The sequence below is a fragment of the Proteus mirabilis HI4320 genome (assembly GCF_000069965.1).
GTDB lineage: Bacteria > Pseudomonadota > Gammaproteobacteria > Enterobacterales > Enterobacteriaceae > Proteus > Proteus mirabilis.
In genome coordinates this window covers 235613-259746 of sequence record NC_010554.1, presented here as the reverse complement: position 1 = coordinate 259746, position 24134 = coordinate 235613, and the positions used below count along the sequence as shown (strand labels likewise).

The 24134-nt window shown below is 37.7% G+C and carries 17 protein-coding genes and 1 pseudogene; 6 read left to right on the top strand and 12 right to left on the bottom strand.

What is annotated here, in order from left to right; translation table 11 throughout:
- Positions 1–20: 20 nt before the first annotated feature.
- The 3 genes from relA to dgt all read right to left on the bottom strand — a co-directional run bounded on the left by relA (position 21) and on the right by dgt (position 5538).
- Positions 21–2261 (bottom strand): GTP diphosphokinase, encoded by a 2241-nt coding sequence (gene relA / locus PMI_RS01045; protein ID WP_004244986.1) that lies wholly within the window; start codon positions 2259–2261, stop codon positions 21–23.
- Positions 2262–2316: 55 nt separating this feature from the next.
- On the bottom strand, positions 2317–3642 hold the full coding sequence (rlmD, locus tag PMI_RS01040) for a 23S rRNA (uracil(1939)-C(5))-methyltransferase RlmD (protein ID WP_004244987.1): 1326 nt from the start codon (positions 3640–3642) through the stop codon (positions 2317–2319).
- 387 nt (positions 3643–4029) lie between these two features.
- Positions 4030–5538, bottom strand: coding sequence for a dGTPase (gene dgt / locus PMI_RS01035; protein WP_012367509.1), 1509 nt, complete (start codon positions 5536–5538; stop codon positions 4030–4032).
- Between the two features lie 119 nt (positions 5539–5657).
- On the opposite strand from dgt, the gene mtnN reads away from it, so the two are divergent.
- A complete protein-coding gene (gene mtnN, locus PMI_RS01030) occupies positions 5658–6365 on the top strand; it encodes a 5'-methylthioadenosine/S-adenosylhomocysteine nucleosidase (protein ID WP_004244989.1) in 708 nt (235 codons plus the stop codon).
- Positions 6366–6464: 99 nt separating this feature from the next.
- Positions 6465–7295 carry a vitamin B12 ABC transporter substrate-binding protein BtuF gene (gene btuF / locus PMI_RS01025; RefSeq protein ID WP_004252487.1) on the top strand — a complete coding sequence of 277 codons (831 nt, stop codon included), beginning with the start codon at positions 6465–6467 and terminating at the stop codon, positions 7293–7295.
- A gap of 38 nt (positions 7296–7333) precedes the next feature.
- Here btuF and PMI_RS01020 read toward each other — a convergent pair whose 3' ends face one another.
- From PMI_RS01020 to erpA, 7 genes are all read right to left on the bottom strand, one after another.
- Positions 7334–8128 (bottom strand): hypothetical protein, encoded by a 795-nt coding sequence (locus PMI_RS01020; protein ID WP_012367508.1) that lies wholly within the window; start codon positions 8126–8128, stop codon positions 7334–7336.
- Positions 8129–8311: 183 nt separating this feature from the next.
- Positions 8312–9106 carry a hypothetical protein gene (locus PMI_RS01015; protein WP_012367507.1) on the bottom strand — a complete coding sequence of 265 codons (795 nt, stop codon included), beginning with the start codon at positions 9104–9106 and terminating at the stop codon, positions 8312–8314.
- On the bottom strand, positions 9087–11006 hold the full coding sequence (locus PMI_RS01010; RefSeq protein ID WP_012367506.1) for a lipase family protein: 1920 nt from the start codon (positions 11004–11006) through the stop codon (positions 9087–9089). The genes PMI_RS01015 and PMI_RS01010 overlap by 20 nt, the downstream gene beginning before the upstream one ends.
- Positions 11007–11807, bottom strand: a complete 801-nt coding sequence (locus tag PMI_RS01005; RefSeq protein WP_012367505.1) for a DUF4123 domain-containing protein — start codon at positions 11805–11807, stop codon at positions 11007–11009. It lies immediately after the preceding gene.
- Positions 11807–13795 (bottom strand): type VI secretion system Vgr family protein, encoded by a 1989-nt coding sequence (locus tag PMI_RS01000; RefSeq protein ID WP_041707118.1) that lies wholly within the window; start codon positions 13793–13795, stop codon positions 11807–11809. Before PMI_RS01000 ends, PMI_RS01005 begins: the two co-directional genes overlap by 1 nt.
- A 250-nt stretch (positions 13796–14045) precedes the next feature.
- Positions 14046–14564, bottom strand: a complete 519-nt coding sequence (locus PMI_RS00995) for an Hcp family type VI secretion system effector (RefSeq protein ID WP_004252498.1) — start codon at positions 14562–14564, stop codon at positions 14046–14048.
- Positions 14565–15328: 764 nt separating this feature from the next.
- Complete coding sequence (erpA, locus tag PMI_RS00990; protein ID WP_004244992.1) at positions 15329–15673, bottom strand: iron-sulfur cluster insertion protein ErpA; 345 nt, start codon at positions 15671–15673, stop codon at positions 15329–15331.
- 277 nt (positions 15674–15950) lie between these two features.
- On the opposite strand from erpA, the gene hemL reads away from it, so the two are divergent.
- On the top strand, positions 15951–17237 hold the full coding sequence (hemL, locus tag PMI_RS00985) for a glutamate-1-semialdehyde 2,1-aminomutase (protein ID WP_012367503.1): 1287 nt from the start codon (positions 15951–15953) through the stop codon (positions 17235–17237).
- Positions 17238–17339: 102 nt separating this feature from the next.
- Here hemL and mrcB read toward each other — a convergent pair.
- Together mrcB and hrpB are read right to left on the bottom strand one after the other, a co-directional pair.
- Positions 17340–19649 (bottom strand): annotated as a pseudogene (gene mrcB, locus PMI_RS00980) (bifunctional glycosyl transferase/transpeptidase); the annotation flags it as partial.
- 131 nt (positions 19650–19780) lie between these two features.
- Positions 19781–22210, bottom strand: coding sequence for an ATP-dependent helicase HrpB (gene hrpB / locus PMI_RS00975; protein ID WP_012367502.1), 2430 nt, complete (start codon positions 22208–22210; stop codon positions 19781–19783).
- Between the two features lie 85 nt (positions 22211–22295).
- Here hrpB and sfsA point away from each other — a divergent pair, with 85 nt between their 5' ends.
- The 3 genes from sfsA to PMI_RS00960 all read left to right on the top strand — a co-directional run bounded on the left by sfsA (position 22296) and on the right by PMI_RS00960 (position 24049).
- Entirely contained in the window at positions 22296–23006 is a 711-nt protein-coding gene (gene sfsA, locus PMI_RS00970) for a DNA/RNA nuclease SfsA (protein WP_004244997.1), read from the top strand.
- 196 nt (positions 23007–23202) lie between these two features.
- Positions 23203–23658, top strand: a complete 456-nt coding sequence (gene dksA, locus PMI_RS00965) for an RNA polymerase-binding protein DksA (protein ID WP_004244998.1) — start codon at positions 23203–23205, stop codon at positions 23656–23658.
- Between the two features lie 85 nt (positions 23659–23743).
- Positions 23744–24049: a hypothetical protein gene (locus PMI_RS00960; protein ID WP_004247285.1), complete on the top strand. Its 306-nt coding sequence runs from the start codon at positions 23744–23746 to the stop codon at positions 24047–24049.
- Positions 24050–24134 lie beyond the last annotated feature (85 nt).

The following is a 24134-nucleotide window of genomic DNA, read 5'->3' as shown; positions in this document are numbered from 1 at the left end:
CCGTTAAGGTGACCAATGTCTTAATGAGAAAAGCGTTTGGCTTCTATGACATCAGGTAATTGATTGAGTTTCGCTAAAATACGCCCTAATACTTGGAGATTATAAATCTCAATATTCATATCAATGGTCGCTATTTGTTGCTTCACATCACTGCGGCTACTAACTCCCAGCACATTCACTTTTTCATTAGCTAAAATAGTGGTGATATCGCGTAATAAACCACTACGATCATTAGCCACAACCCGTACCACTAATGAATAACCACTTGAGTAATTCTCACCCCACACCGCATCGACAATACGCTCTGGTGCGTGAGAAAGTAACTCAGCTAATTGATCACAATCTGCACGGTGAATTGAAATACCACGTCCTTTGGTAATAAATCCAACGATATTATCGCCTGGAATAGGTTGGCAACAACGTGCGATATGATGCATTAAGTTCCCGACACCCTCGACCACAATACTGCCACCACCTGACGTGGTTGTTTTTGGTGTAGCCGTTTTATTTTCTAATGAGCGTAACGCCTCTTTGTCTTCATCTTCCGCTGTGGCTTTATTCAGCTTACTTTGTAAGAAATTGACTAATTGATTGATACGGATATCACCAACGCCTATACCTGCCAGCACTTCATCAAGACTATGGACGTTATAACGAGCAATCAGCAGTTTTTCTGCTTCTTTCATATTAATATCAAGCGGCGCTAATTCATTATCTAAGATTTGGCGGCCTGCAATAATATTTTTATCGCGATCTTGTTTACGGAACCAGTTGTGGATCTTTGCTCTACCACGACTGGTTGTCACATAACCAAGATTAGGATTTAGCCAATCTCGGCTTGGATTAGGGTGTTTTTGAGTAATAATTTCAATTTGATCGCCCATTTGTAGCTGATAGCTAAATGGAACGATGCGCCCGCCGATTTTAGCACCAATACAGCGATGACCAACATCACTATGAATATGATAAGCAAAATCTAATGGTGTCGAGCCTGCAGGTAAATCAATCACATCCCCTTTTGGCGTAAAGACATAGACGCGATCATCAAATACTTGGCTACGTACTTCATCTAGCATTTCACCAGAATCAGCCATCTCTTCTTGCCATGCAATTAATTTACGTAACCACGCAATACGATTTTCATAACTTCCCGTCCCGCCTTTGGTTGTTGCACCAGTAGCACCTTCTTTATATTTCCAATGCGCTGCAACACCTAATTCAGCATCTTCATGCATCTGACGAGTACGTATTTGGATCTCAACGGTTTTACCTTCAGGGCCAAGTACTACCGTATGAATAGATTGGTAACCATTTGGTTTTGGATTGGCAACATAATCATCAAATTCATCGGGTAAATGACGAAAATGAGTATGTACAATACCTAAAGCGGCATAACAATCTTGTAGGCGTTCGACAACAATACGTACCGCACGAACATCAAATAGCTCATCAAAGGCGAGATTTTTTTTCTTCATTTTTCGCCAAATACTATAGATGTGCTTGGGACGTCCGTAGATATCGACTTCAATATTCTCTTGCTGCATATAACCACGCACCGTACTGACGAAATTATCAATATACTGTTCGCGATCAATACGGCGTTCATGCAGTAAATTTGCAATTTGCTTATATTCATCAGGATGAAGATAACGGAAACAGAAATCTTCAAGCTCCCATTTTAATTGTCCAATCCCCAATCGATTGGCTAATGGTGCATAGATATTAAAACACTCTTTTGCCGCTAAGACTCGTTCATCCTCAGTGGCATCTTTCACTTCACGTAAATGGGCAATCCGCTCTGCGAGTTTAATAACTACACAACGAAAATCTTCTACCATAGACAATAACATACGGCGTACATTATCGACTTGTACTGAGCTAGTTTCGTTGGTATGTGTCGCTTTAAGCTGGCGAATAGCATCCATCTCCATTACGCCACGCACTAAATTCCATATCGCCTCACCAAAATGTTCAGTGATAACTTCCTGGTTAATAAGATCTTCTTCAGCAAGTGGGAAGAGAAGTGCTGCCCTCATGCTATCTTTATCCATACTGAGTGTCGAAAGAAGTTCAACCATCTCAACACCGCGCCATAGCAACAGTTGCGCATCTTCACGGCCCAGAACAGTACGATGACAGTATTCCCAGGTTTGCATGATTTCACTCCCCGCATTCGCATGAGTTAAATTCAAGCTATTAACCCATTTATCAACGGCAAACTCCCCTGCAGGTGTTAAGTGAGCACTTCTAACTGCAACCATATTCTCTCCCTACTCGATATAAATCTTATCTGCGACTTATTGAGTGGCTATCTGTTTATTTGCGAATAAACAATGCCATTGATTCCAGATGCCCTGTTTGTGGAAACATATCCAACATTCTTAACTGGGTTAGCTGATATCCGGAATCTAATAATATCTTACTATCTCTGGCTAACGTGGTCGGATTACAGGAAACATACACAATTTTTTCTGCGGATAACGTCACAATATGTGACATCACTTGTGCAGCTCCCGCTCTTGCGGGATCTAGCAGAACTTTATTAAATCCTTCCTGTGCCCAAGGCATAGCAGAAAAATCGGCGGATAAATCAGCATGCCAAAACTGAACATTATCTAATTGATTAAGTTCAGCATTTTTTTTCGCCATCGCCACCAGTGCAGGAACACCTTCGACCCCAACGACTTTATCAACACGCTTTGCCATAGGTAATGTGAAGTTACCCATGCCACAAAACAAGTCTAGTACGCGATCGTTTGGCGATAAATCGAGCCATGCTATCGCTTGAGCAACCATCTTATGATTTATTTCATCATTAACTTGAATAAAATCCGTTGGTGCAAAGTGTAATTTTAGACCCTCTATCTGATAGAAGGGTTCCTTCTCAATCGTTGTTAATTGTGCGATCTCACCATTATCACCCGCCAGATATATCATCACTTGAGCGTGATGAGAAAAATCATCTAACAATTGCTTATCACCCTCAGATAGCGGTGATAAATGACGCAAAATCACTAATGGCCCATTATCTGCTAACACTAATTCCACATGACCTAAATCACGCACGACAGAGAGTTGCTTTAAACACTGCCACAGTGGCAATAACAGTACATTAAGTTGTGGTTTTAATACTGGGCATTGGGTGACCATCACTAAGTCATTAGAAAGTGCTTGGCGAAATCCCATTACCAAACCCTTTTTAGGGTGATAACGTAACCCTAATCTTGCTCGGCGCCGATAGCCATACTCCGCACCGGCAATAACAGGCTGTGCTGAAATGACTACATTAGTTTCACGTTTAATAAGATGTGATAAAACCTCAGCTTTAGTGGTACGTTGCCAATCAATAGGCACATGTTGTTGCTGGCACCCACCACAATGTTGATAGTACTGACAGGGTGGTGTCACTCTTTCTGGGTTTGTGGTTAATCGTGTGATCACTTCTCCCTTGGCAAACTGGCGTTTTTCTTCGGTCAAACGAATGCGTGCAGTTTCTTGTGGAAGTAATCCTTTAACAAAAATGGTTTTGCCCTCAGCATGAGCAATACCTTGACCGTTAGCATCCAATGCATTAGCGGTTACCGCCAAGTTTTTTACCTGTTTTTTAGCAGGACGTTTTTTAGGGGAATAAAACTGCACCATAGTATTAAATTTTATGAATCTATTGCGGATTAACTCTAAAACAGCCTAGTTTGACATTTTCACTCCGCAAACAGAATTAAGTGTTTACTAGACCATTTAGAATAAGATATGAGGAGAGTATACCATCGAACAAGTTATTTACTTAACTGATATAAGCAATATTTTTATGAAATCGAAAAATATTTTTATGCTAACAAGTAGAAGTACTCTTTTATATAGATTTAATATTATTCTATAACTAAAAACTATTATATATAACGTTTACATTGAATATACTTACAATTAATAACAAATATTTTCTGTTATTTTAATAACGCGTAACTATCTCTAAGAAAAATCTAAAAATTATCATTAATCAATATGATAGATATTTCAATCGATTACACATTAATCACATACCATTAATTTTCTATATTCTTCATATGCATAATGGTCGGTCATACCACTGATATAATCTTGTATCAATCTTGTACGATAATAAAACTCTAAGGTTTTTCCCTCTTCACTATTAATATCGTAAATTTTTTCTAATGCTTCATTATAAGCAAGCTTATGTTTAATCGAAAGCTTATGATATAAACGCGTCTCAATAACATAATGAGGATGTTCATTATATTTATGTAGTCTTAGAAAATCATCGGTCGATAATAAAAGCAATGGCTTATAAATATCCAATAACCCACTGATCACTCGATAGCCCTTCATTTCAAGCTCTTCAACTTCGGGGTGACTAAATACCCACTTTTGCGCCACTCGTTTTAACGTTGTCAATAAACGATGTTCAGCACTCTTTCCTTCCAGTAAAGCATGGTTAAAGTTGCCTTCATAAACTTGAGGTAAGTTTTTGATAAAGCGATAGGCGGTGTAAGGTACTAATTTTCCGGTAATATAGACGCGCAAATACATAAAAAATTGATCTTGCATGCTACGCTTAGCTTCATTTTGATCCACTTTTTTAAAAGCTCGATTAACAGTGATATCAAACAGATCACCTTCTGTTACCGCACCACTTTCACTCCATGCATTTTTTAATAACTGCACTAAGCGATTGATATCAAAAATGCCTTTTTCTACCGCATCATCTAAATCAGCAATACAATAAGAAATATCATCTGCCGCTTCCATAATATAAGTCAGTGGAAAACGACAAAAATCTTTCATTGCAAGTTTTTCTTGCACTTCTTTAACAAATTCAGCTTCAGACCAGTAATAACCTGGTTTTTTCATTAAATAGCTAAATTCTTTCGGCGTAGCACCTTGCCAATAAGCTGGACGTGTATATTTTAAAACACAGCCAATTTGCGCATAGGTTAAATTGAGTTTTAACAAGTGATGCGCCATGCGAATTGCCTGAGCATTGCCTTCGAAATGGCATAAGTCTTGACGCAAAGTCTGTTTTAATTCATTTAAATGTCGGTCTGCTGAATAGCGAATAGGTAAAAAAGGACAATTATCAAATTCTATGGAAGCATCAGGTGCTAACACCTTACGAAACCAATGTTTAATTGCAGCTTCACCAAAATGACCAAAAGGAGGATTGCCAATATCGTGCATTAAACACGCCATTTCAATTAAACTTTCAACGCTATCAATCCGTTCATTTAAGCCATATTCTTCTAATTTATTATGCTTTTTTAGTTCGCCGATTATTTGCTTAGCGATATAACGGCCTATTTGTTGTACTTCCAGCGAATGGGTTAATCGACTTCGTACCGCCGAATTTTGCTCTAATGGAAATACCTGTGTTTTTTGTTGTAACCGACGGATCGCCGCTGAATTAATAATACGCCCGCGATCGCTTTCAAATTGGCGCGAGATCTGCATTTCATCATCAATATCGATATCACTGCTGTTATATTTGCGTTGATAATTTAACTTCAGTTTAAAATCGATCATTTCTATCCTCTTTCTGGTATCGATGAAACGAATTCGCTGCGTTATATCGTGTTTTTGCGATAAATGATAAACTCTTGGTTAACGCTATATATTATTAACCTACAAGGGAGTATGACACAATGAGAGTTGGCGTAATAGGTGCAATGGAACAAGAAGTCAAACTTCTGCGTGAACAAATTGAAAACTGCGAAATAGTCTCTCGTGGTGGTTGTGAAATTTATACTGGCAAAATCAATGGTGTAGATGTTGCATTACTAAAATCAGGCATTGGTAAAGTGGCAGCCGCCATCGGTACCACACTATTACTTGAACATTTTCGCCCTGATGTTGTGATCAACACCGGCTCTGCAGGTGGGTTAGATGCAAAATTAAATGTTGGCGATATTGTCGTATCAACAGAAGTACGTTATCACGATGCCGACGTTACTGCTTTCGGTTATGAACCAGGACAAATGGCACAATGCCCGCCGGCATTTATTGCCGATCCCAAACTGGTCAATATTGCTCAAGAGTGTATTGGATCACTAAAATTAAATGCCGTGCGTGGATTAATCTGTAGTGGCGATGCTTTTATTAATGGTGCCGAGCCATTAGCACGTATTCGTCGTACTTTTCCAGAAGTCGTCGCTGTTGAGATGGAATCAACCGCTATTGGACATGTTTGCCATCAATTTGATACACCTTTTGTTGTTGTTCGTGCCATTTCAGATGTGGCAGATAAAGAATCGCATTTAAGTTTTGATGAGTTTTTATCTGTTGCCGCACAACAATCAAGCTTAATGGTCACTACTATGCTTGATAAATTAAAAACAGAGACTCAGTTTTAATTTATTTAATCGATAAGCCGCTTAACAAACCCGTCTCTCTTTTAGCTCAGCAGGTAAGATAAAAATAGACGGGTATATTTGACTATAAAGACGAGAAAAATGCGTTTCTTAAACACTTTTGCACTGCTGCTAAGCCTGATATTGACACCTTGTTATGTTATCGCAGCCACTCCCGCACAACGTGTTATTACTTTATCCCCGTCTGCCACGGAAATGGCTTATGCCGCAGGTATGGGAGAGAATATGGTTGCGGCGAGCGCTTATTCTGATTATCCACAAGCAGCAAAAGATCTCGTACAAGTTGCCGACTGGCAAGGCATTAATGTAGAACGCATTTTGCTATTAAAACCTGATTTAATTATTGCATGGCCAAGCGGTAATCCTCAACGACCGCTCGATCAGTTAAAATCATTGGGTATCCCTATTATTTACTCTGATCCACACAGTATCGAAGAAATCATTGACGATCTTACCCGACTTTCTTCTTATAGCACTCATCCTGAAGTCGCTTTAGCAAGTGCACAAAAATTACGTCAGCAATATCAAGAATTACAGCAAAAGTACGCCTCAACGACGCCTCATCAAGCGAAGAAAAAAGTCTTTATTCAATTTGGTATGCAACCCCTATTTACGACATCAAAACATTCATTACAAAATGAGATTACCGAACTTTGTGGCGGAGAAAATATTTTTGCGAATAGTGCAGTTCCTTGGCCACAAGTCAGCCGCGAGCAAGTGATCAGTAAAAAACCTGATTTGATTTTATTTAGTGGTAAACCAAACCAAATTGCCGCAATACAACAATTTTGGCAACCTCAACTAGATATTCCTATTATCGCTATTGATGAAGATAGTTTTAGCAGACCAGCACCACGTATTATTTATGCGGCTCAACAGATTTGTGAGGCTATTAAAGATAATAATAAGTAAAATCAATAATATTAGTCTAGTCTGTTTTTTATTAATTATTACGATGACGGCTTAATTAAAGAGAGTAGTTTTTTGTAATCAGGCTTCCCATCCCTATTTGCACTTTTTGTACCATCTGGATAAGAATAGATTGTACTTACACCTTCTGTTTTTTCCTCTGCTGGATATTCAGAATAAACCACAATATCATTATGAATGATGGGCTTCCATGTTATTTGTTGAGCATCACGAGATTGGTAATAAAGGAAAAGTTCTTTTCCATATAACCATAAGCTAATATCATTACTATTTTTAAATGATCTATTTATCCAAGGAAAATAATCAGAAACAATATCAAAATCTCCTTTTTTATTTATTGCTCTTCCCCCACTTCTTTGAGGTTGATTATTATCAAAAATAATAATTACTCCGGTTCCTACTATATCAACAATATCTTTAGTAAAAGAATTATTCTTTTTTAATGTCAATCTTAATGTAACATTACTTAATTGCCAATCACATTTTCCGCCTCCCCTATAAGGGATCTCTGTACTATATAATGAGCTATTCTCTCTTTTTTCTAATGCTATTATCTCACTATTAAAACCAGGTACTGTATATTTAGGTACTTCATTATTATGATATGTTTTTTGGCAAAGATTTGAACGATACATGACTTTCATTGGTGATAGTTCAGCCATATCCGGCACATCAACCGAAATTTTAACTGTTCTACCATTTTCTGGGGGAGAAAATGTTGTATCTATCTTAGAACTTAGTGAATGACAACCTGATAATAGTAATATCTCCACTACTGATAGTAAAAAAAGACAATATTTATTAATAATATTCATTTTTTATTCCATAGTGACTAATATGTAACTATAAGAACAGTTCACTTCATCATCTAAACAAATAACTTTATCGTCGTGTTAATCAATCAAAAAAACCAATTAACACAGTTCTTCCGGTATTTATAGTATCTTTTTAAAAGAATATTTTACCCTTGTATTGTGCTAGTATGGTTATTTTAATTATTACGATGACGAATTAATTAAAGAGAGTAGTTTTTTGTAATCAGGCTTCCCATCCCTATTTGCACTTTTTGTACCATCTGGATAAGAATAGATTGTACTTACACCTTCTGTTTTTTCCTCTGCTGGATATTCAGAATAAACCACAATATCACTATGAATGATGGGCTTCCATGTTATTTGTTGAGCATCACGAGATTGGTAATAAAGGAAAAGTTCTTTTCCATATAACCATAAGCTAATATCATTACTATTTTTAAATGAATCACTTACCCACGGGAAATAATGCTCTACTATATCAAAACTACCCTTTATTTTAATTGGTTTATGACCAGTTTGTTGAGGTTGATTATTATCAAAAATAATAATTACTCCGGTTCCTACTATATCAACAATATCTTTAGTAAAAGAATTATTCTTTTTTAATGTCAATCTTAATGTAACATTACTTAATTGCCAATCACATTTTCCGCCTCCCCTATAAGGGATCTCTGTACTATATAATGAGCTATTCTCTCTTTTTTCTAATGCTATTATCTCACTATTAAAACCGGGTACTGTATATTTAGGTACTTCATTATTATGATATGTTTTTTGGCAAAGATTTGAACGATACATGACTTTCATTGGCAATAATTCAGCCATATCCGGCACATCAACCGAAATTTTAACTGTTCTACCATTTTCTGGGGGCAAAAATGTTGTATCTATCTTAGAAGTTAGTGAATGACAACCTGATAATAGTAAAACAACGCTCCCTAAAATAATAAGTGGACAATTATTGATTAAATATCTCATATGTTTGCTCCTTAAATTGCTGTAACATATCAACTTCTTTTGGGTTTTCTTGCATTGGAATAAGTGAATTTCCCATGCTATTTTGCAAATCTAAAAAATATAAATTACGCTGACGATATGCTTCTAATGTTTTTTTTCTATACAAATCAGGATTAATAATATTAGTATTATTTTCAAGAGCTACTTTAAACCTTTCGCGAGATTTTAAACGCTTAGGTGTTTTATCATGATCAATTAACTCTAATAATTGATCATGTAAAAAAGGCAAATAGCCTCTGCCCATATAATGATCTGTTACACTAGTACCACCATTACCTTCTGGATTTTTTTGTTCAGGAAAAATCGCTTTCTTATCTTCTTCACTTAAATTGCTTATAAATTCTTTTTCTTTTTCAAATGATTTATTTAATATTTTTTTATTAATCTCAGGTACAATATAAAGCTTAGTTTTATTATTACGATCATTAAAATAACTATAATGCCATGTATGAGTTGCATTGGGTATTTTTTCATCATAATACTCAATTAAATTACATACTTCATAAAATATAACTGGATTACCATGGTGCAAATAATATTCACCATATTGAGTAATCATTTTCTGTCCAAGTAAATCAACAATTGATATAGCGCCACCCAATATAGTGCCAAAAATCCCATAGATATTAAATAACCAATTATCTAAGCTTGCTTCTGGTGGTACTCTAGAGACAATATCATTGTTATTTATATGACGATAATGAGTAAATTTTTGTAGCTGTTTGAGTGCAGAGATAGTAAATAGTCTCGGGGCTCCATAAGTATAAAGCAATGGTTTATTTACACTCAATTCTGTAGCATGAGCCAAAGCTAAAGCTCCTCCTAAGCTATGTCCACAGATAAACAACTTTCTTTCTCTTGACATTTTTTTCATTTCAGAAAATCTCTCAGGAAAGAATTTTTTCCCTAATTGATAAGCGTCTAAGAAACCTTTATGTATTTTACCATCTATCTTAAATTCGGAGGCATGGGTTTTTATATCTTTAGAACGATAAGTAAAATCATCAACCCAATCAGTACCTTCCTGAGAGCCTCGCCAAGCAATAATAAATTGTTCTTTATTCTGAATATAGAATAATTGAGTACTTCCTTCAGCATAAGATCCATGCTGCACTTTATCTTCAGTATCTAAAAATATCGCTTTATCATAACGTTCATCAAAAGGTACATCAATAACAATAGCAGGATATTCTGCTTTAATATTTTTTTCTCTGACCACAGGGTAGCGACTTAGATCAAAGCATTGTCGCTCAAAAAAGTTTCTGACTGAATTTGGATCATATAAATTATCATTATTGTAAATTAATTGACTTAAAAGACCTAAATTATAAGCATTAATCATAGAATACTGTTCTGTATGGTGCAAAATCAATGACCAAACTCTAAATGGACAAATCTCAATTACATAGACAGTATTTAGCTTTGATAATGTTAATCCTTTAAATGCTTCTTGCTCAGGAAAATGATAAAAAGGATATTTATCTTGATATTCTTTATTATCAATATCAATTTTATCTTTGCATAATGGTCCTATTGTTGTATAGCGATAGCTACGATTCATTTCTATTGCTTTTGACTTAACAATAGAATTATCTTCTCCTCTTAATTTTCTTAGCTTTCTTTCACTCATTTTTTCTATTAACGATTGAGTATCTAATCTAAGCGTAATTGGAATATCAAACAATTCATCTTCTATTATTATACCATCAGATTTTACTTTTCCTTTTCTTGGTTCAGTCATAGGACCAAAGACTTGGAATAATTCATATTCAATATCAAAAACAGGCTGATTAAACTCATCTACAAGATAAATTTCAACCCATTTTTTACCACAAGATATACAATCTGCTTTATCCGTCATTTATATTTCGTCCTTTTTGATTAGATTTACATCTAATAAATAACTTAATAAATTTTTATTATTTAAATAAGCAATATCAGTATGTCTTAATCTTTCTTTATTAACCCATTTATAAATAACCTCCTTAATATCTTTTTCTCGTGAAAAAAGAGAATAAGCAAGCTCACCATTTTCTTCCCAAAAGTTGAGAATAAGATTCTCAACAACTAAATTAATCATATGTGTTGAATGACGCCAAGCATCTAAAAGATAGCTAGGAAGTGTATAAATAGATGGTGAAATTTCTTTCTGTACTTTTAATATCTCTTTTGGTTTTTCAAAAAATAAATTCTCATTATCAAATGGAATATATGCATTATTAACTGGATACATTAATGAAAACCAATCTTCTTTTTTTAAATGAGGGAATAATATTCCTGCTACTCTTGGATCAAATAGTCTCAAATGGACTTCTTCATTATTAACTATAACTATTTGATGGTTTTTCCAATGCGTAATTTGAACATCCCAATTCAATTCACTATGATATACCCAACCCCAATTATACTTTTCCATCAAAAATTCATCTATTTTTTTTGCTAAGCTATACCTTGATAGAGATTTTATTTTAATTAACCAAGGGCTTATGTCTTCTAAATGAGAAAGTCTAGTTTCTCTATTGTATAAAGGAATAGCTTCTTCAATCCAATCATTACTATAAAAAAAATTAATAGTATCTAATACAAATGTTGAATTGATAAAAAAATAAATATCTCCTTGCGAAATATTATCACTCCATTGCATCCATGTTAAAGGTATCATTAATTTTCGTCCTTAGCTGGCTTTATTAATAAACTACCTGCTTCATTTGCTGTTAAAACACAATATTTTTTAATCGCAAAAAGGGGTTGTTCAAAAGGAGTGACACCATCAGGTAGTTGAATGTTAGGATCTTGACCTATTCCTGGTCCACTTGATCCAATATCTAAATTTCCAGAAGTAAAGATTGCATTTGGGGTAAGGCGGATAAAACTACTTCCTACTTTTAAGGTAATTTCGCTTACAGCTTCAAGAATAATTTTTCCACCACTTTTAAAATGAGTTTCCTTACCGCTTTCAGCTATTAATGCATCATTTACTTTGCAATGCTTCGCGCCTTTGATTTGTAATGAAACATTACCTTCAATTAATGATTTTTGTGTTCCCTTCAAAATAAAATGCTCATCACCAGCTATTTCAGTTACTCTTTGATTATCTATCCGTTGCCTAACATCATGTTCGGTATGCCAATGACTATCATGTTGCACATGAATATTTAAATCATTTTGTGCATGCAAATACACTTCTTCACGGCCACCCGCATCTTCAAATCTTAGTTCATTAAATCCAGTACCTTTATGAGTTTTACTACGAAATGTGGTTTTGGTTTTTTCTTTCGGTAAATCAAGCGGTGGTGTATTACGACCATTGTAAGTACATCCCGTAATAATAGGTCTGTCAATATCGCCATTTAAATAGGAAACAATCACTTCCTGCCCTACACGCGGGATAGCTATAAAGCCAAAACCATTGCCACTCCATCCCTGCGCAACCCGAAGCCAGCACGATCCACTATGATCAGGTGTTCCTCTTCTATCCCAATGAAAATAAACTTTTACAGCACCTTGTTCATTGGTATAAATTTCTTCTCCATCTGGACCAACAACTGTAGCTAATTCATCACCATCAGCTAATGGTTTATAATGAAATGGTGGTCGCCACTCTTGCATACTCGGAATAAAGGTAACGTGATTAGAAAGTTGAGTGCCTTGTCCTTCACTGTTATCTCCTAAAGGCTGTACACCATGATGAGTAACGCTAACTACTTGCCAACATTCATTCATTCTTGTACACGGATGATTAGTTAAGGTAAATATCTTACCAGGCATAAGAGCAAAACAATTAGTTTGTGCATAGCCCGTTTGACGATGGTTTTGAGATTGTTCATAACGCAGTTGATTAAATGGCTGGCCCTGTGCATCTTCTTGAAAGCGACCATAACTTTCAAATATAGGGTGTTGTTGATGATTTTTCCCTGTTGTTTGTTGCGATAAGGGGTAGGAAGGACGTATTTGGTTATAGTCTTTATCTATACGGACATCACTGCATAAACGTTCTATATAACGCCATTTCGTTGCAGTACTGTCGGTAATATCTGTTTCAGACTGTGGGTTATAAGTTAAAGTGATCCCCGCCGTCATGCCTAAATGATTATCGCTGTAAAAAAGCTTCGGGCCTTCCTCAAACCAAAAGTTAATTCCCTCTTCAAAAGCTAAACGACACCAAAAATCATAAGCTGATTCACGTTTTTGAGTAACATAATGACGAGGTTGATGAAGTTCAGGTTGGTAGAGCCTGTTATCATATTTGATATGTGCTTCATCAAGTAAATGTTTTAAGATTTCAGGTACTGTTTTATGCTGAAAAATGCGACTATCTTGATTAAGTGTCATCACCCACATTTCAGGACGGATCTCTAACTGATACCAAGTTTTAATACCATCAGTATTACTTTGTTCTGCACTCGATAATAGACCTTGTACCGTACGAATTTTTTTACCGTTTCTTCTTACTGTAAGTGATGATGCCCCTCCCAAATAATATGAAAAATCAATATCACTTTGAGTACTCACGACTTGAATAGTGAGTGTAAATAGCTCAGAAAGTCCTTCGTTTAAATCAAATTGAGTGACTTGAAAAGTATCGTCAGCTAATCCAGCTACTTGGCAAGTAAAAACTAAACCCGTTTTCAGTAACCCTTGTTCTAACATATCAAGAAGTTCGACATGTCTTTGTATACGAGCACGTTGCTCTGCTGCTGAGATCATTATTCCAGAAGAATGGGATAAAACTGGTTCATCTAATATTAAACGAGGTTTTGGTGTGTTATTTGCTTCATCTGTTGACATAGCAACTCCATTTATTGCGGCAAACACTTATAAAATAGATAGAAAGCAAGCTAAATACTTTATCTATTTTTATAAATATGGGCTCAATATAGAGCCCATAAATCATAAGAGATTAACCTTCAAGAGGTGCTCGCCAATCATCAGCACCAGAAGTACCCGCAATTGTGTGTTCCCAATCAATTTTGCGATAAGATAAAGCGACCTCGATGAGCTGAGTAAAATCTGATTTGGTAGGATCTTGACAGTGAGGCATTTGGCAATCGATATTCACAATGGTCGCATCTGTTAGTGTGGTGGTAAAGAAATGCTCTTGCTTACCCTCAACAGAGGTGCGATACCATTTTAAATCAACTTTAGGTAACATTTCTCCTGATGCTAATGCGTTATATAACAGAGGAACAGCTTTGTTTAACGCTACCGTAAACCGGAAAGGTTTATGAGCACGTTGACCCGCAGGTTGCCCTGATTGTGGATCTGTCGGCACAGTAACTACATGAGAAAATGCCTGAATAAGCATCTCATTTTCATGACCTTGAACATAAATATTTCCAACTGATTCAGCAGTGAATGCTCCTTCAGTAATATTACCTTGGGTTTTTCCCTCAATAGAGAGATAGCATGGAGTTGGCATAATAAATCCTTCATTAACAGTAAATCATTGTTTCTCAACAACACTATTATTGTTGATATCCTTTTCAAAAAATCGGCCTGTGCACACTGCGATTTAATAAGAATAGCTTAAGTAAAATTTAAGGAATGTAAAGCAAAGAGGGAGACCAAGGCAGGTTTTATCTCCATAGCATAAGTGACTTAGCGTAAAATAATTGCAAAGTCGATATTTTCTACTTTCGTATTACTATATCTGTATAAAAAAATATGCATTTTCTCTTTCATATTCGAAAATAAATCAATAAAAGCCAGACTGCACTAATGTACATAGATTTAAACTTTGTAACAAAATGTGTATTTTGTAACAAAATGTAACCTTGTTGATTTACAAGAAGAAAAATACCAAATTTTGTTAATAATAAGTAACCTCTTATTTTTATTCAAAATGGTTAAAAAACTCGCACCAGTAAATTGATTTATTTTAGATGATTATTCTAAATATAAACTTATATAGTTAAAAATAGTGATTTTATAAAATAATAGCCATAAATGGAGTATCAAATAATAAAACTTAAAGAATATTAAATTAGAAGAAAAGCCGGAGTCATTATTAATGAAGATTTAAAAGGACGGTATTAAGTTATTCACTCGATAAGCAAAAATAACAGTGACAAAAAATACTGCAACACAACCAATAACGTGCAGTGAGCGGAGCATATAGAAAGATGTGGGGATTGCTAACGCCGTGGCACGGCAGTGTAGCCACGACGTCAAATAATATAAAAATCAGATACTAAACGATGAACCACAACCACAAGTGCTTTTCGCATTAGGATTGGTGACGATAAAACGTGAGCCCTCAAGGCCTTCAGTATAATCAACACAGCCACCCACTAAATACTGCAAGCTCATTGGATCAATAACTAAGGCAACGCCTTGTTTTTCTATGGTCATATCACCTTCATTCATAGCATCATCAAAGGTAAAACCATACTGGAATCCGCTACAGCCACCACCGGTGATATAAACACGTAGACGCAGATTTGGGTTTTCTTCATCCGCAATTAGATCTTTTACTTTATTTGCAGCCGCATCTGTAAATTGTAACGGCAGAGCCATATCATCACTCATTGTTCACTCCAGACTGGATAATCCAGTAAAAAACAGCCAGCAAAAATTGATGCTTCTTGCTGATATAATGTGATGATTATCTAATACCTGCTCTTAACCTTCAAGTTTGTTGTGGACAAAATGCACTTTTTGATACACAACTTTTCTTTATTAATGAGTGCCAACTCGAACAATAACAATGATAAATCAAAATGTTGTTGTCGTGTATTTGGCTTCATCTGCACTGTGCTTTAGAATAGGCGTTAATCTTACGCTCACCCATCATTAGGAGTCTGACATGAGCAAGTCTGAAACGCTTTATAATCTCGCACAACAAGTGATACCTGGTGGCGTCAATTCACCGGTTAGAGCATTTAACGGTGTTGGTGGCACACCGCTTTTTATTGAACGTGCTAATGGTGCGTATATTTATGATGCCGATGGACGTGCTTATCTTGACTATGTCGGTTCATGGGGACCGATGGTATTAGGCCACAATCACCCCGCTATTCGCCACGCTGTAACTGATGCGGTGCAAAAAGGCCTAAGCTTTGGTGCTCCTACGGCTGCTGAAGTGGAAATGGCAAATTTAGTCACTGAGTTAGTGCCTTCGATGGATATGGTTCGTATGGTGAACTCAGGTACAGAAGCCACCATGAGTGCCATTCGTCTTGCTCGTGGCTACACCGGTCGTGACAAAATCATTAAATTTGAAGGCTGTTACCATGGACATGCAGACTGCTTATTAGTCAAAGCAGGCTCTGGTGCATTGACGATGGGACAACCAAACTCTCCAGGTGTTCCTGCTGATTTTGTTAAACACACTTTAACTTGTACTTACAACGATTTAAATTCAGTACGTCAAGCATTTGAAAATTATCCGGAAGAAATCGCCTGTATTATTGTTGAACCCGTTGCCGGTAATATGAACTGTGTTCCACCTAAAGCCGATTTTCTACCGGGATTACGTGCATTATGTGATGAATTTGGTGCATTACTGATTATTGATGAAGTAATGACAGGTTTTCGTGTCGCATTAGGCGGCGCACAAGCTTATTACGATGTTGATCCTGACTTGACCTGTTTAGGTAAAATTATAGGTGGTGGCATGCCTGTAGGCGCCTTCGGCGGACATAAAGAAGTGATGTCTCAATTAGCCCCTATCGGTCCTGTCTACCAAGCGGGAACATTATCGGGTAACCCCATTGCGATGGCGGCGGGTCTAGCTTGTTTGCAAGAAGTTTCACAACCGGGAGTTCACCAAACACTGGATGAACTTACTACTATGTTAGCGGATGGCTTACTTGAAAAAGCACAACAAGCAGGTATCCCTATGGTAGTAAACCATGTAGGCGGTATGTTTGGTTTATTCTTTACCGATGCCAAAGAAGTGACTTGCTATCAAGACGTAATGAACTGCGATGTCGAACGCTTCAAACAGTTCTTCCACTTAATGTTAGAAAAACGTATTTACCTCGCTCCGTCGGCTTTTGAAGCTGGCTTTATGTCTATTGCTCATAGCAAAGAAGATATTCAACGTACTATCGATGCGGCTGAATACGCCTTTAGCAAAATGAAAGCGTAATCTTTCATTACTTAAATAGCATTTATTGCTGGTATTGCTGGCAAAAAAATATCCTCCGCGATTGCAGGAGGATATTTTTTATCTCAATAGTATTGCGAATAATTACTCAGAAAACAGATCGCGTAACCATTTAGGTGCCGCACTATCGTCGCCGTCGCTCTCTTGTGGTAACGGTGTACAGAGGCTATCAGGATCTGCTGTCCACACAGGTAATGTACGCACGCCGCCACCATAACAAACAAAGTTACCTTCAGCATTAATCGACATCTGTGCTATATCTTCTGGTACAGGTGGATTTAATGTTAATGGTGTTTGATTTTCTAAATAATGACGATAAAGGATCAATGCCCCTGTCGATCCTGTTAAGTTAGTTGGGCCATTATTATCACGTCCCATCCATGCAATAGTAACTTCTTTACCATCAATACCCGCAAACCAGCTATCACGTAAGTCGTTGGTGGTTCCGGTTTTACCTGCAAGGTTATATTGACCAAATTTAGGTTTTAATGCTCGTGCTGCTGTACCTGAATTAACCACCTGTTGCATACCAAACAGTGTCATATATGCTGCTTGTGGAGAAACCGTTGTTTCTGCTTGCGGGTAGCTTTGATAAAGCACCGTACCATCTTGGTTGATAACGGAGCGCAATGCCGATAATTTAGCGCGATTACCTAAACTTCCGATTGTTTGGAAAGTTTGCGCCACTTCCATTGGAGTTAAGTTTAGTGCGCCAAGTAACATCGCTGGTACTTTTTCTAAATTTTCTGCAGGGGCACCTAGTTTGATCCACGTTTTGATCACTTGGTCTAACCCGACTTCTAAACCAAGATTAACCGTTGGTACATTACGTGATGTAGCAAGAGCATCCACCAACATTAATCGCCCTTTATAACCACGATCGTAGTTACGTGGTTGCCATGGTTTTCCTCCCGGAATAGGCACTGAAATAGGTTCATCCGCCAACCAGGTATTTAAACGAAAACGCTCAGGCTCACTTAATGCGGTTAAATAAGTTGCCGGTTTTGCTAATGAGCCAATTGAACGACGAGCGGACATGGCACGATTAAAACCGGCATATTGTGGTTGTGAACCGCCCACTAACGCCCTAACCTCACCACTGAGGCGATCTACAACGACCATCGCGCCTTCGAGATCGTTGATTTTGCGTGTTTTACGTAAATCAGCAACTCCCGCTTCTACCGCTTTTTCCGCTGCATCTTGTGAAACAGGATCAAGCGTTGTAAAAATTTTAGTCCCCGATAAATCTTTAACCTGATCACCTAATTTAGTTTGTAGCTCTTGACGAACTAACTGCATAAATGCCGGTTGTGGCGTTAGCGCTTCGCTACGAGGTTTTACTCCTAAAGGACGTGCGCTTAATACATCATAAAGCTCTTGATCGATAATTTGTTGGGTCTGTAATAATTTTAGTACCACATTACGGCGCTCTAATGCAGCCTTAGGATTGCGCCATGGATTGTATGCAGAAGCCCCTTTCACCATTCCAACCAATAATGCTTGTTGATCAAGACTTAGTTCATCAACAGGTCGACCAAAATAGTAAAGGCTAGCCAGTGGGAAACCACGAATTTGCTCATCACCACTTTGCCCTAAGAACACCTCATTAAGATACAGCTCTAAAATACGATCTTTGCTATAGCTCGCATCCATAATAATCGCCATATAGGCTTCATTAAGCTTTCTTTTTAGCGTTCTTTCATTGGTTAGGAATAAGTTCTTTACTAATTGCTGCGTTAAAGTACTTCCCCCTTGTACCGCTCTACCTGCGGTAAAGTTCGCTAACACCGCACGACCAATAGAATAAATACTGATGCCATCATGCTCATAAAAACGGCGATCTTCCGTAGCAATTAATGTATCGACTAATAGTTGAGGAAATTTATCTCTTGCTAAGAATAGACGCTGTTCACCATTAGCCGATTGCATCATAGTGATAAGCTTAGGATCGAGGCGGAAGAAACCAAATTGACGCTGATTATTCATATTGGTGATACTCACCAATGAGTTTTGTTCAAAGGTCAATTTCGCTAAAATTTGCTCTTCGCGACCATCTGGAAAATCAAACGGTCGACGTAACATCTCTATAGTGCCATTTTTAACGACAAATTCCCCAGGACGGGTGATTTTATTGACATGGCGATACTGCATACCTTCCAGTAAACTTACCATCTCTTTTTGGCTATAGTTCATGCCAGGTTCTAAATTGACAGTACGTCCATAAACGGCAGCAGGCAATTCCCATACATTACCGTCAAGGCGCTCTTTAATTTGGGAATATAAATAAACACCATAGATGCCGACTAAAACCGCAACCACAATGGCGATTTTAACAAATAACCAAAACCAAGAACGCCTTCTATTGGTTTTCTTTACTGGTTTTTTCTTTCTACTCATGAACAGTTTCTCTCATTAAAACCTCTTCACCACACCCTTAGGGTAAAGAAGCCTAACATTGTCGCTATTTTTCCAAGCTATCCCACAGGAAAGCTCTCAAATTGTTATTCAGCACGTATAAATACGCGCTAACTCCATTTTTTTACACGTCGAGTGGGGGCCGTTGTTGCGGGTGAATCTGGCCACAAATGTTTGGGATATCGCCCCTTCATCTCTTTTTGTACTTGTGTATAGCTTCCGGCCCAAAAAGTAGCGAGATCTTGTGTTTTTTGGATAGGTCGCATAGCCGGAGAAAGTAACTCCATCACTACAGGTAATTGCCCTTTTGCCACAATAGGACTTTGTTTTTCACCATAAACCTCTTGGATCCTGATAGCAATAATCGGCGGATTATCTAAATCATACCTAATCATCACTTTAGTGCCCGTTGGAGCAATATAGTGTGTTGGGAACAGCTCTTGCAATAATTGTTGCTCATGCCAAGTTAACTGATTTTTAATTATCCCATTAATATCCATTTGTAGCAGTGCCTTAAGTGATTGGGTATCGCCTAATTCAGGTTGTAACCACAATTCTAATGAGTCTAATAAAACGGCTTCATTCAATACAGGTAAATTGGCCTCAGGGCACCACTTTTGCGCTAAAGCAAGGCGAATAAACAGTTGCTTGCTCTCTTCACTTAAGGGTAGAGCACTTAATCCTTGTTTACGTAACCAATTTAATAATGCCGTTTGCATTTGCGCTTTATTAGGTTTATCTAATGGCATTTGGCTAACGGTTAACTGACCTAATTGGCGCTGTTGCCACGCAAGAAGTGTACCGCGCTTTTCATCCCATTCAACGGTGGTATTATCTTGTATCAATTCCGGAAAGATAGAGGATACTTCATTAATATCAATAGGTAAGGCTAATAAAATTCGCACATCCGCATAATGTGCATTTTGCAACAACAATGGTGCTAAAATCCACGGCGATTGGCTCATTGGTTGAGTATTATCCATCATTGCGCCTTGCCCATTAGCGAGACGAAATCGACCTTGATTATCACGGTTTTTGGCTATTCTATCTGCAAATCCGACACTCAATAGTGATGCTAATAATTCTGGGCGACATTGCCCTTTGCATTGCTGTAATAGCTGTTTTTCACGCTGTGACCATTGATGATTTTTCTGTTGGATCAGCCATTCAAGATTAATCTCTCTGTCTCTTGGTGGCTGTTCTAAAATGGCACACAGCCTTGCTGCGGTAGCAAGATGATGCTCACTTTTTTCACTAGCATAATCTAATATTGCCGCCAATCGGGGATCGATGCCCCACTGTGCCATACGTACTCCCCGCGAGGTTAATCCCCCTTGATTATCAATGGCACCTAATCGTTGCAATAATGTTTTAGCTGCGTTTATTGCTGCTGGTGTAGGTGTATCTAACCAAGAGAGTTGGTTTATATCACGACATCCCCATTGCAATATTGAAAGCCATAACGAAGAGAGATCACTAGATAAAATTTCAGGTACTTGGTGAGTTGCCCCGCGCTCAGCTTGTTCCTGACTGATTAAGTGCCAACAAATTCCGGCTTCAAGACGTCCTGCCCGCCCCGCTCTTTGCGTTTGTGAAGCTTGACTTATTCGTTGGCGCAATAAGCTTGTTACACCACTTTTTAAATCAAACTGGGCACGTTTTTCAATGGTACTGTCGAGCACCAAGCGAATACCTTCGATTGTTAAACTGGTTTCTGCAATATTTGTTGCTAATACAACTTTGCGATATCCCTTTTCTACAGGCTCTATGGCCTGTTGCTGTTGTGCTAATGAAAGTGCCCCATAAAGTGGAAAAATTAAGGTATGTTTATCCACTTTGTCAGCTAATAATTGCGCGACTCTAATAATTTCTGCACTACCGGGCAAAAAAACAAGTAAAGAGCCCGTCTCTTGTGTAAGCAAACGTCGCGCCATCGTGGCAACTTCTTGTTCAAAAGGCAGGTGTGATTGAATAGGATAATAGTGCCGTGAAACAGGATAACTACGCCCTTCAGAGCTAATCATCGGCGCATCCGGCAATAGTGAAGTTAATTTTTGATTATCTAATGTTGCAGACATCACCAAAAGGCGTAAATCATCACGTAATCCTGATTGCACATCTAATAGCAGTGCTAATGCTAAATCTGCTTGCAAACTCCGCTCATGAAATTCATCAAGTATCACTAAACTTACACCTGTCAGTTCAGGATCTTGCTGTAACATACGTGTCAACACCCCTTCGGTGATCACTTCAAGGCGCGTCTGCTGACTCACTTTACTTTCAGCACGCATGCGATACCCCACCGTTTTACCCACCTCTTCATTGAGTTGACTTGCTAAACGATAAGCGATGCTTTTTGCCGCAATACGCCTTGGCTCTAATAAAATAATTTTGCCATCAAATATATTTTGTTGAAGCAAATACAGTGGCAGTGCGGTTGATTTTCCCGCCCCTGTGGGGGCGTGAAGTAAGACTTGGGGACATTGTTTTAATGCAGTAACAACAGATCCTGCTACCTCAAAAATTGGCAATAGATGCACACAAGCTCCATAACTGATTAACTTTCTCTGTGGCTCATTGTAGCATTAGCCCTTTATTAAAGGACGTATTTTCACCAGGGTGATTATGAAATTTGAACAACCACTACAATCTGCCACTTTATTAAAACGATACAAACGTTTTTTAGCAGACGTAGTGACGGCAAATGGTGAAGAATTCACGCTCCATTGTGCTAATACGGGTGCGATGACGGGATGCGCAACTCCAGGTGATACGGTTTGGTATTCCACGTCATCGAATGTCAAAAGAAAATATCCTCATAGTTGGGAATTAACCCAAACTCAATCAGGTGATTGGATCTGTATTAATACCTTAAGAGCTAATACGATCATTGCCGATGCGATAGAAGCTGGCGATATTCCAGAATTATCTGACTATGATGAGATAAGACGCGAAGTGAAGTATGGTAGTGAGAATAGCCGTATTGATATTTTACTTAAGTCAAATCATAAAGTTGACTGCTATATTGAAGTGAAATCGGTCACTTTATTAGATGCTGGAATGGGCTATTTTCCTGACGCTAAAACAGAGCGAGGTCAAAAGCACCTTCGAGAGTTGACCGCTATCGCAAAATCGGGCTTAAGGGCTATCTTATTTTACGCTGTCCCCCATACTGGCATTACACAAGTGTCTGTTGCTAAAGAGATTGACCCTAAGTATGACTTATTGCTAAAACAAGCATGTGATGCTGGGGTTGAAATTTTATGTTATCGCATCAATATTAGTGAGTACGATTTAACAATTGGAAAGCAATTACCTTTTATTTCAAAAGGTTAATACATTTTCATGGTGTTGGTTAAGTATTTTTTAACTAAAATGGCCTTTTTACTTGCGTGCCTTCACATCATGAGAAAACTTATTAAAGGAATAATTGCTATCCGCGCGGGCATCTGCTATTTATAGCGCCCTATTTTTTTCCCTTCCTATTTAAGGTGGGGGATTATTCAGAAAATGCGTATGTAGGAGAAGCATTATGCAAGAAGGGCAAAAGCGTAAAACATCGTCCATGAGCATTCTCGCTATTGCTGGCGTTGAGCCATATCAGGAAAAACCGGGCGAAGAGTACATGAACGAAGCCCAATTAGCGCATTTTAAGCTAATACTTGAATCTTGGCGCAATCAGCTCAGGGATGAAGTCAACCGTACCGTCACTCATATGCAAGATGAGGCGGCCAACTTCCCAGATCCTGTTGACCGTGCTGCACAAGAAGAAGAATTCAGTCTTGAGCTGCGTAACCGTGATCGTGAACGTAAACTCATAAAGAAAATTGAGAAAACACTGAAGAAAGTTGAAGATGATGACTTCGGCTTTTGTGAGTCTTGCGGTGTTGAAATCGGCATCCGCCGTTTAGAAGCTCGTCCAACAGCCGATCTCTGTATCGACTGTAAAACATTAGCTGAAATCCGTGAAAAACAGATGGCTGGCTAATTAATGAGTATAGCCTCAGTACTTAGGTGCTGGGGCTTTAATCTAAACATTAATACCCAAGATGACAGTGTGTATTAGGCATTTAGTGCCATTATTAATAAACCAACTTTGTTTTGGTGGTTTGGTTACAGCATTGGCTCGTTATCTTCAAGCTGACACAAATTATGAGCGTTGGCGCTTTCACATCAATAATATCATCCTCCAATTAATACTTCTTGATACAATAACTCAGACTATTCGCACTGTGATGACGATGTTTATTCACATAAAAGAGAAGTTATTTGCGTATAATTCTATCACTATAGCTGATGGCCATAAGCAAGGAATAATATTGATGGAGCACATTTTCTTACCTCGTCAACCGTTGCTGTCAGGCAAGATTATTCGTTAACATTATGATGAAGATGCACAATAACCCACACAAAGCATTCTCAAAAAATGTTCAGTAGGCTATGATTAGCCGCTTAATTTTTTAA

What these genes read in the sequence shown, in the direction of transcription:
- relA (WP_004244986.1), bottom strand. Translation starts at nt 2,261, where the DNA reads ATGGTTGCAGTTAGAAGTGCTCACTTAACACCTGCAGGGGAGTTTGCC.
- dgt (WP_012367509.1), bottom strand. Translation starts at nt 5,538, where the DNA reads ATGATCGATTTTAAACTGAAGTTAAATTATCAACGCAAATATAACAGC.
- PMI_RS01000 (WP_041707118.1), bottom strand. Translation starts at nt 13,795, where the DNA reads ATGTTAGAACAAGGGTTACTGAAAACGGGTTTAGTTTTTACTTGCCAA.
- erpA (WP_004244992.1), bottom strand. Translation starts at nt 15,673, where the DNA reads ATGAGTGATGATATGGCTCTGCCGTTACAATTTACAGATGCGGCTGCA.
- PMI_RS01005 (WP_012367505.1), bottom strand. Translation starts at nt 11,807, where the DNA reads ATGATACCTTTAACATGGATGCAATGGAGTGATAATATTTCGCAAGGA.
- rlmD (WP_004244987.1), bottom strand. Translation starts at nt 3,642, where the DNA reads ATGGTGCAGTTTTATTCCCCTAAAAAACGTCCTGCTAAAAAACAGGTA.
- PMI_RS00995 (WP_004252498.1), bottom strand. Translation starts at nt 14,564, where the DNA reads ATGCCAACTCCATGCTATCTCTCTATTGAGGGAAAAACCCAAGGTAAT.
- PMI_RS01010 (WP_012367506.1), bottom strand. Translation starts at nt 11,006, where the DNA reads ATGACGGATAAAGCAGATTGTATATCTTGTGGTAAAAAATGGGTTGAA.
- hemL (WP_012367503.1), top strand. Translation starts at nt 15,951, where the DNA reads ATGAGCAAGTCTGAAACGCTTTATAATCTCGCACAACAAGTGATACCT.
- PMI_RS01020 (WP_012367508.1), bottom strand. Translation starts at nt 8,128, where the DNA reads ATGAATATTATTAATAAATATTGTCTTTTTTTACTATCAGTAGTGGAG.
- btuF (WP_004252487.1), top strand. Translation starts at nt 6,465, where the DNA reads ATGCGTTTCTTAAACACTTTTGCACTGCTGCTAAGCCTGATATTGACA.
- dksA (WP_004244998.1), top strand. Translation starts at nt 23,203, where the DNA reads ATGCAAGAAGGGCAAAAGCGTAAAACATCGTCCATGAGCATTCTCGCT.
- sfsA (WP_004244997.1), top strand. Translation starts at nt 22,296, where the DNA reads ATGAAATTTGAACAACCACTACAATCTGCCACTTTATTAAAACGATAC.
- PMI_RS01015 (WP_012367507.1), bottom strand. Translation starts at nt 9,106, where the DNA reads ATGAGATATTTAATCAATAATTGTCCACTTATTATTTTAGGGAGCGTT.
- mtnN (WP_004244989.1), top strand. Translation starts at nt 5,658, where the DNA reads ATGAGAGTTGGCGTAATAGGTGCAATGGAACAAGAAGTCAAACTTCTG.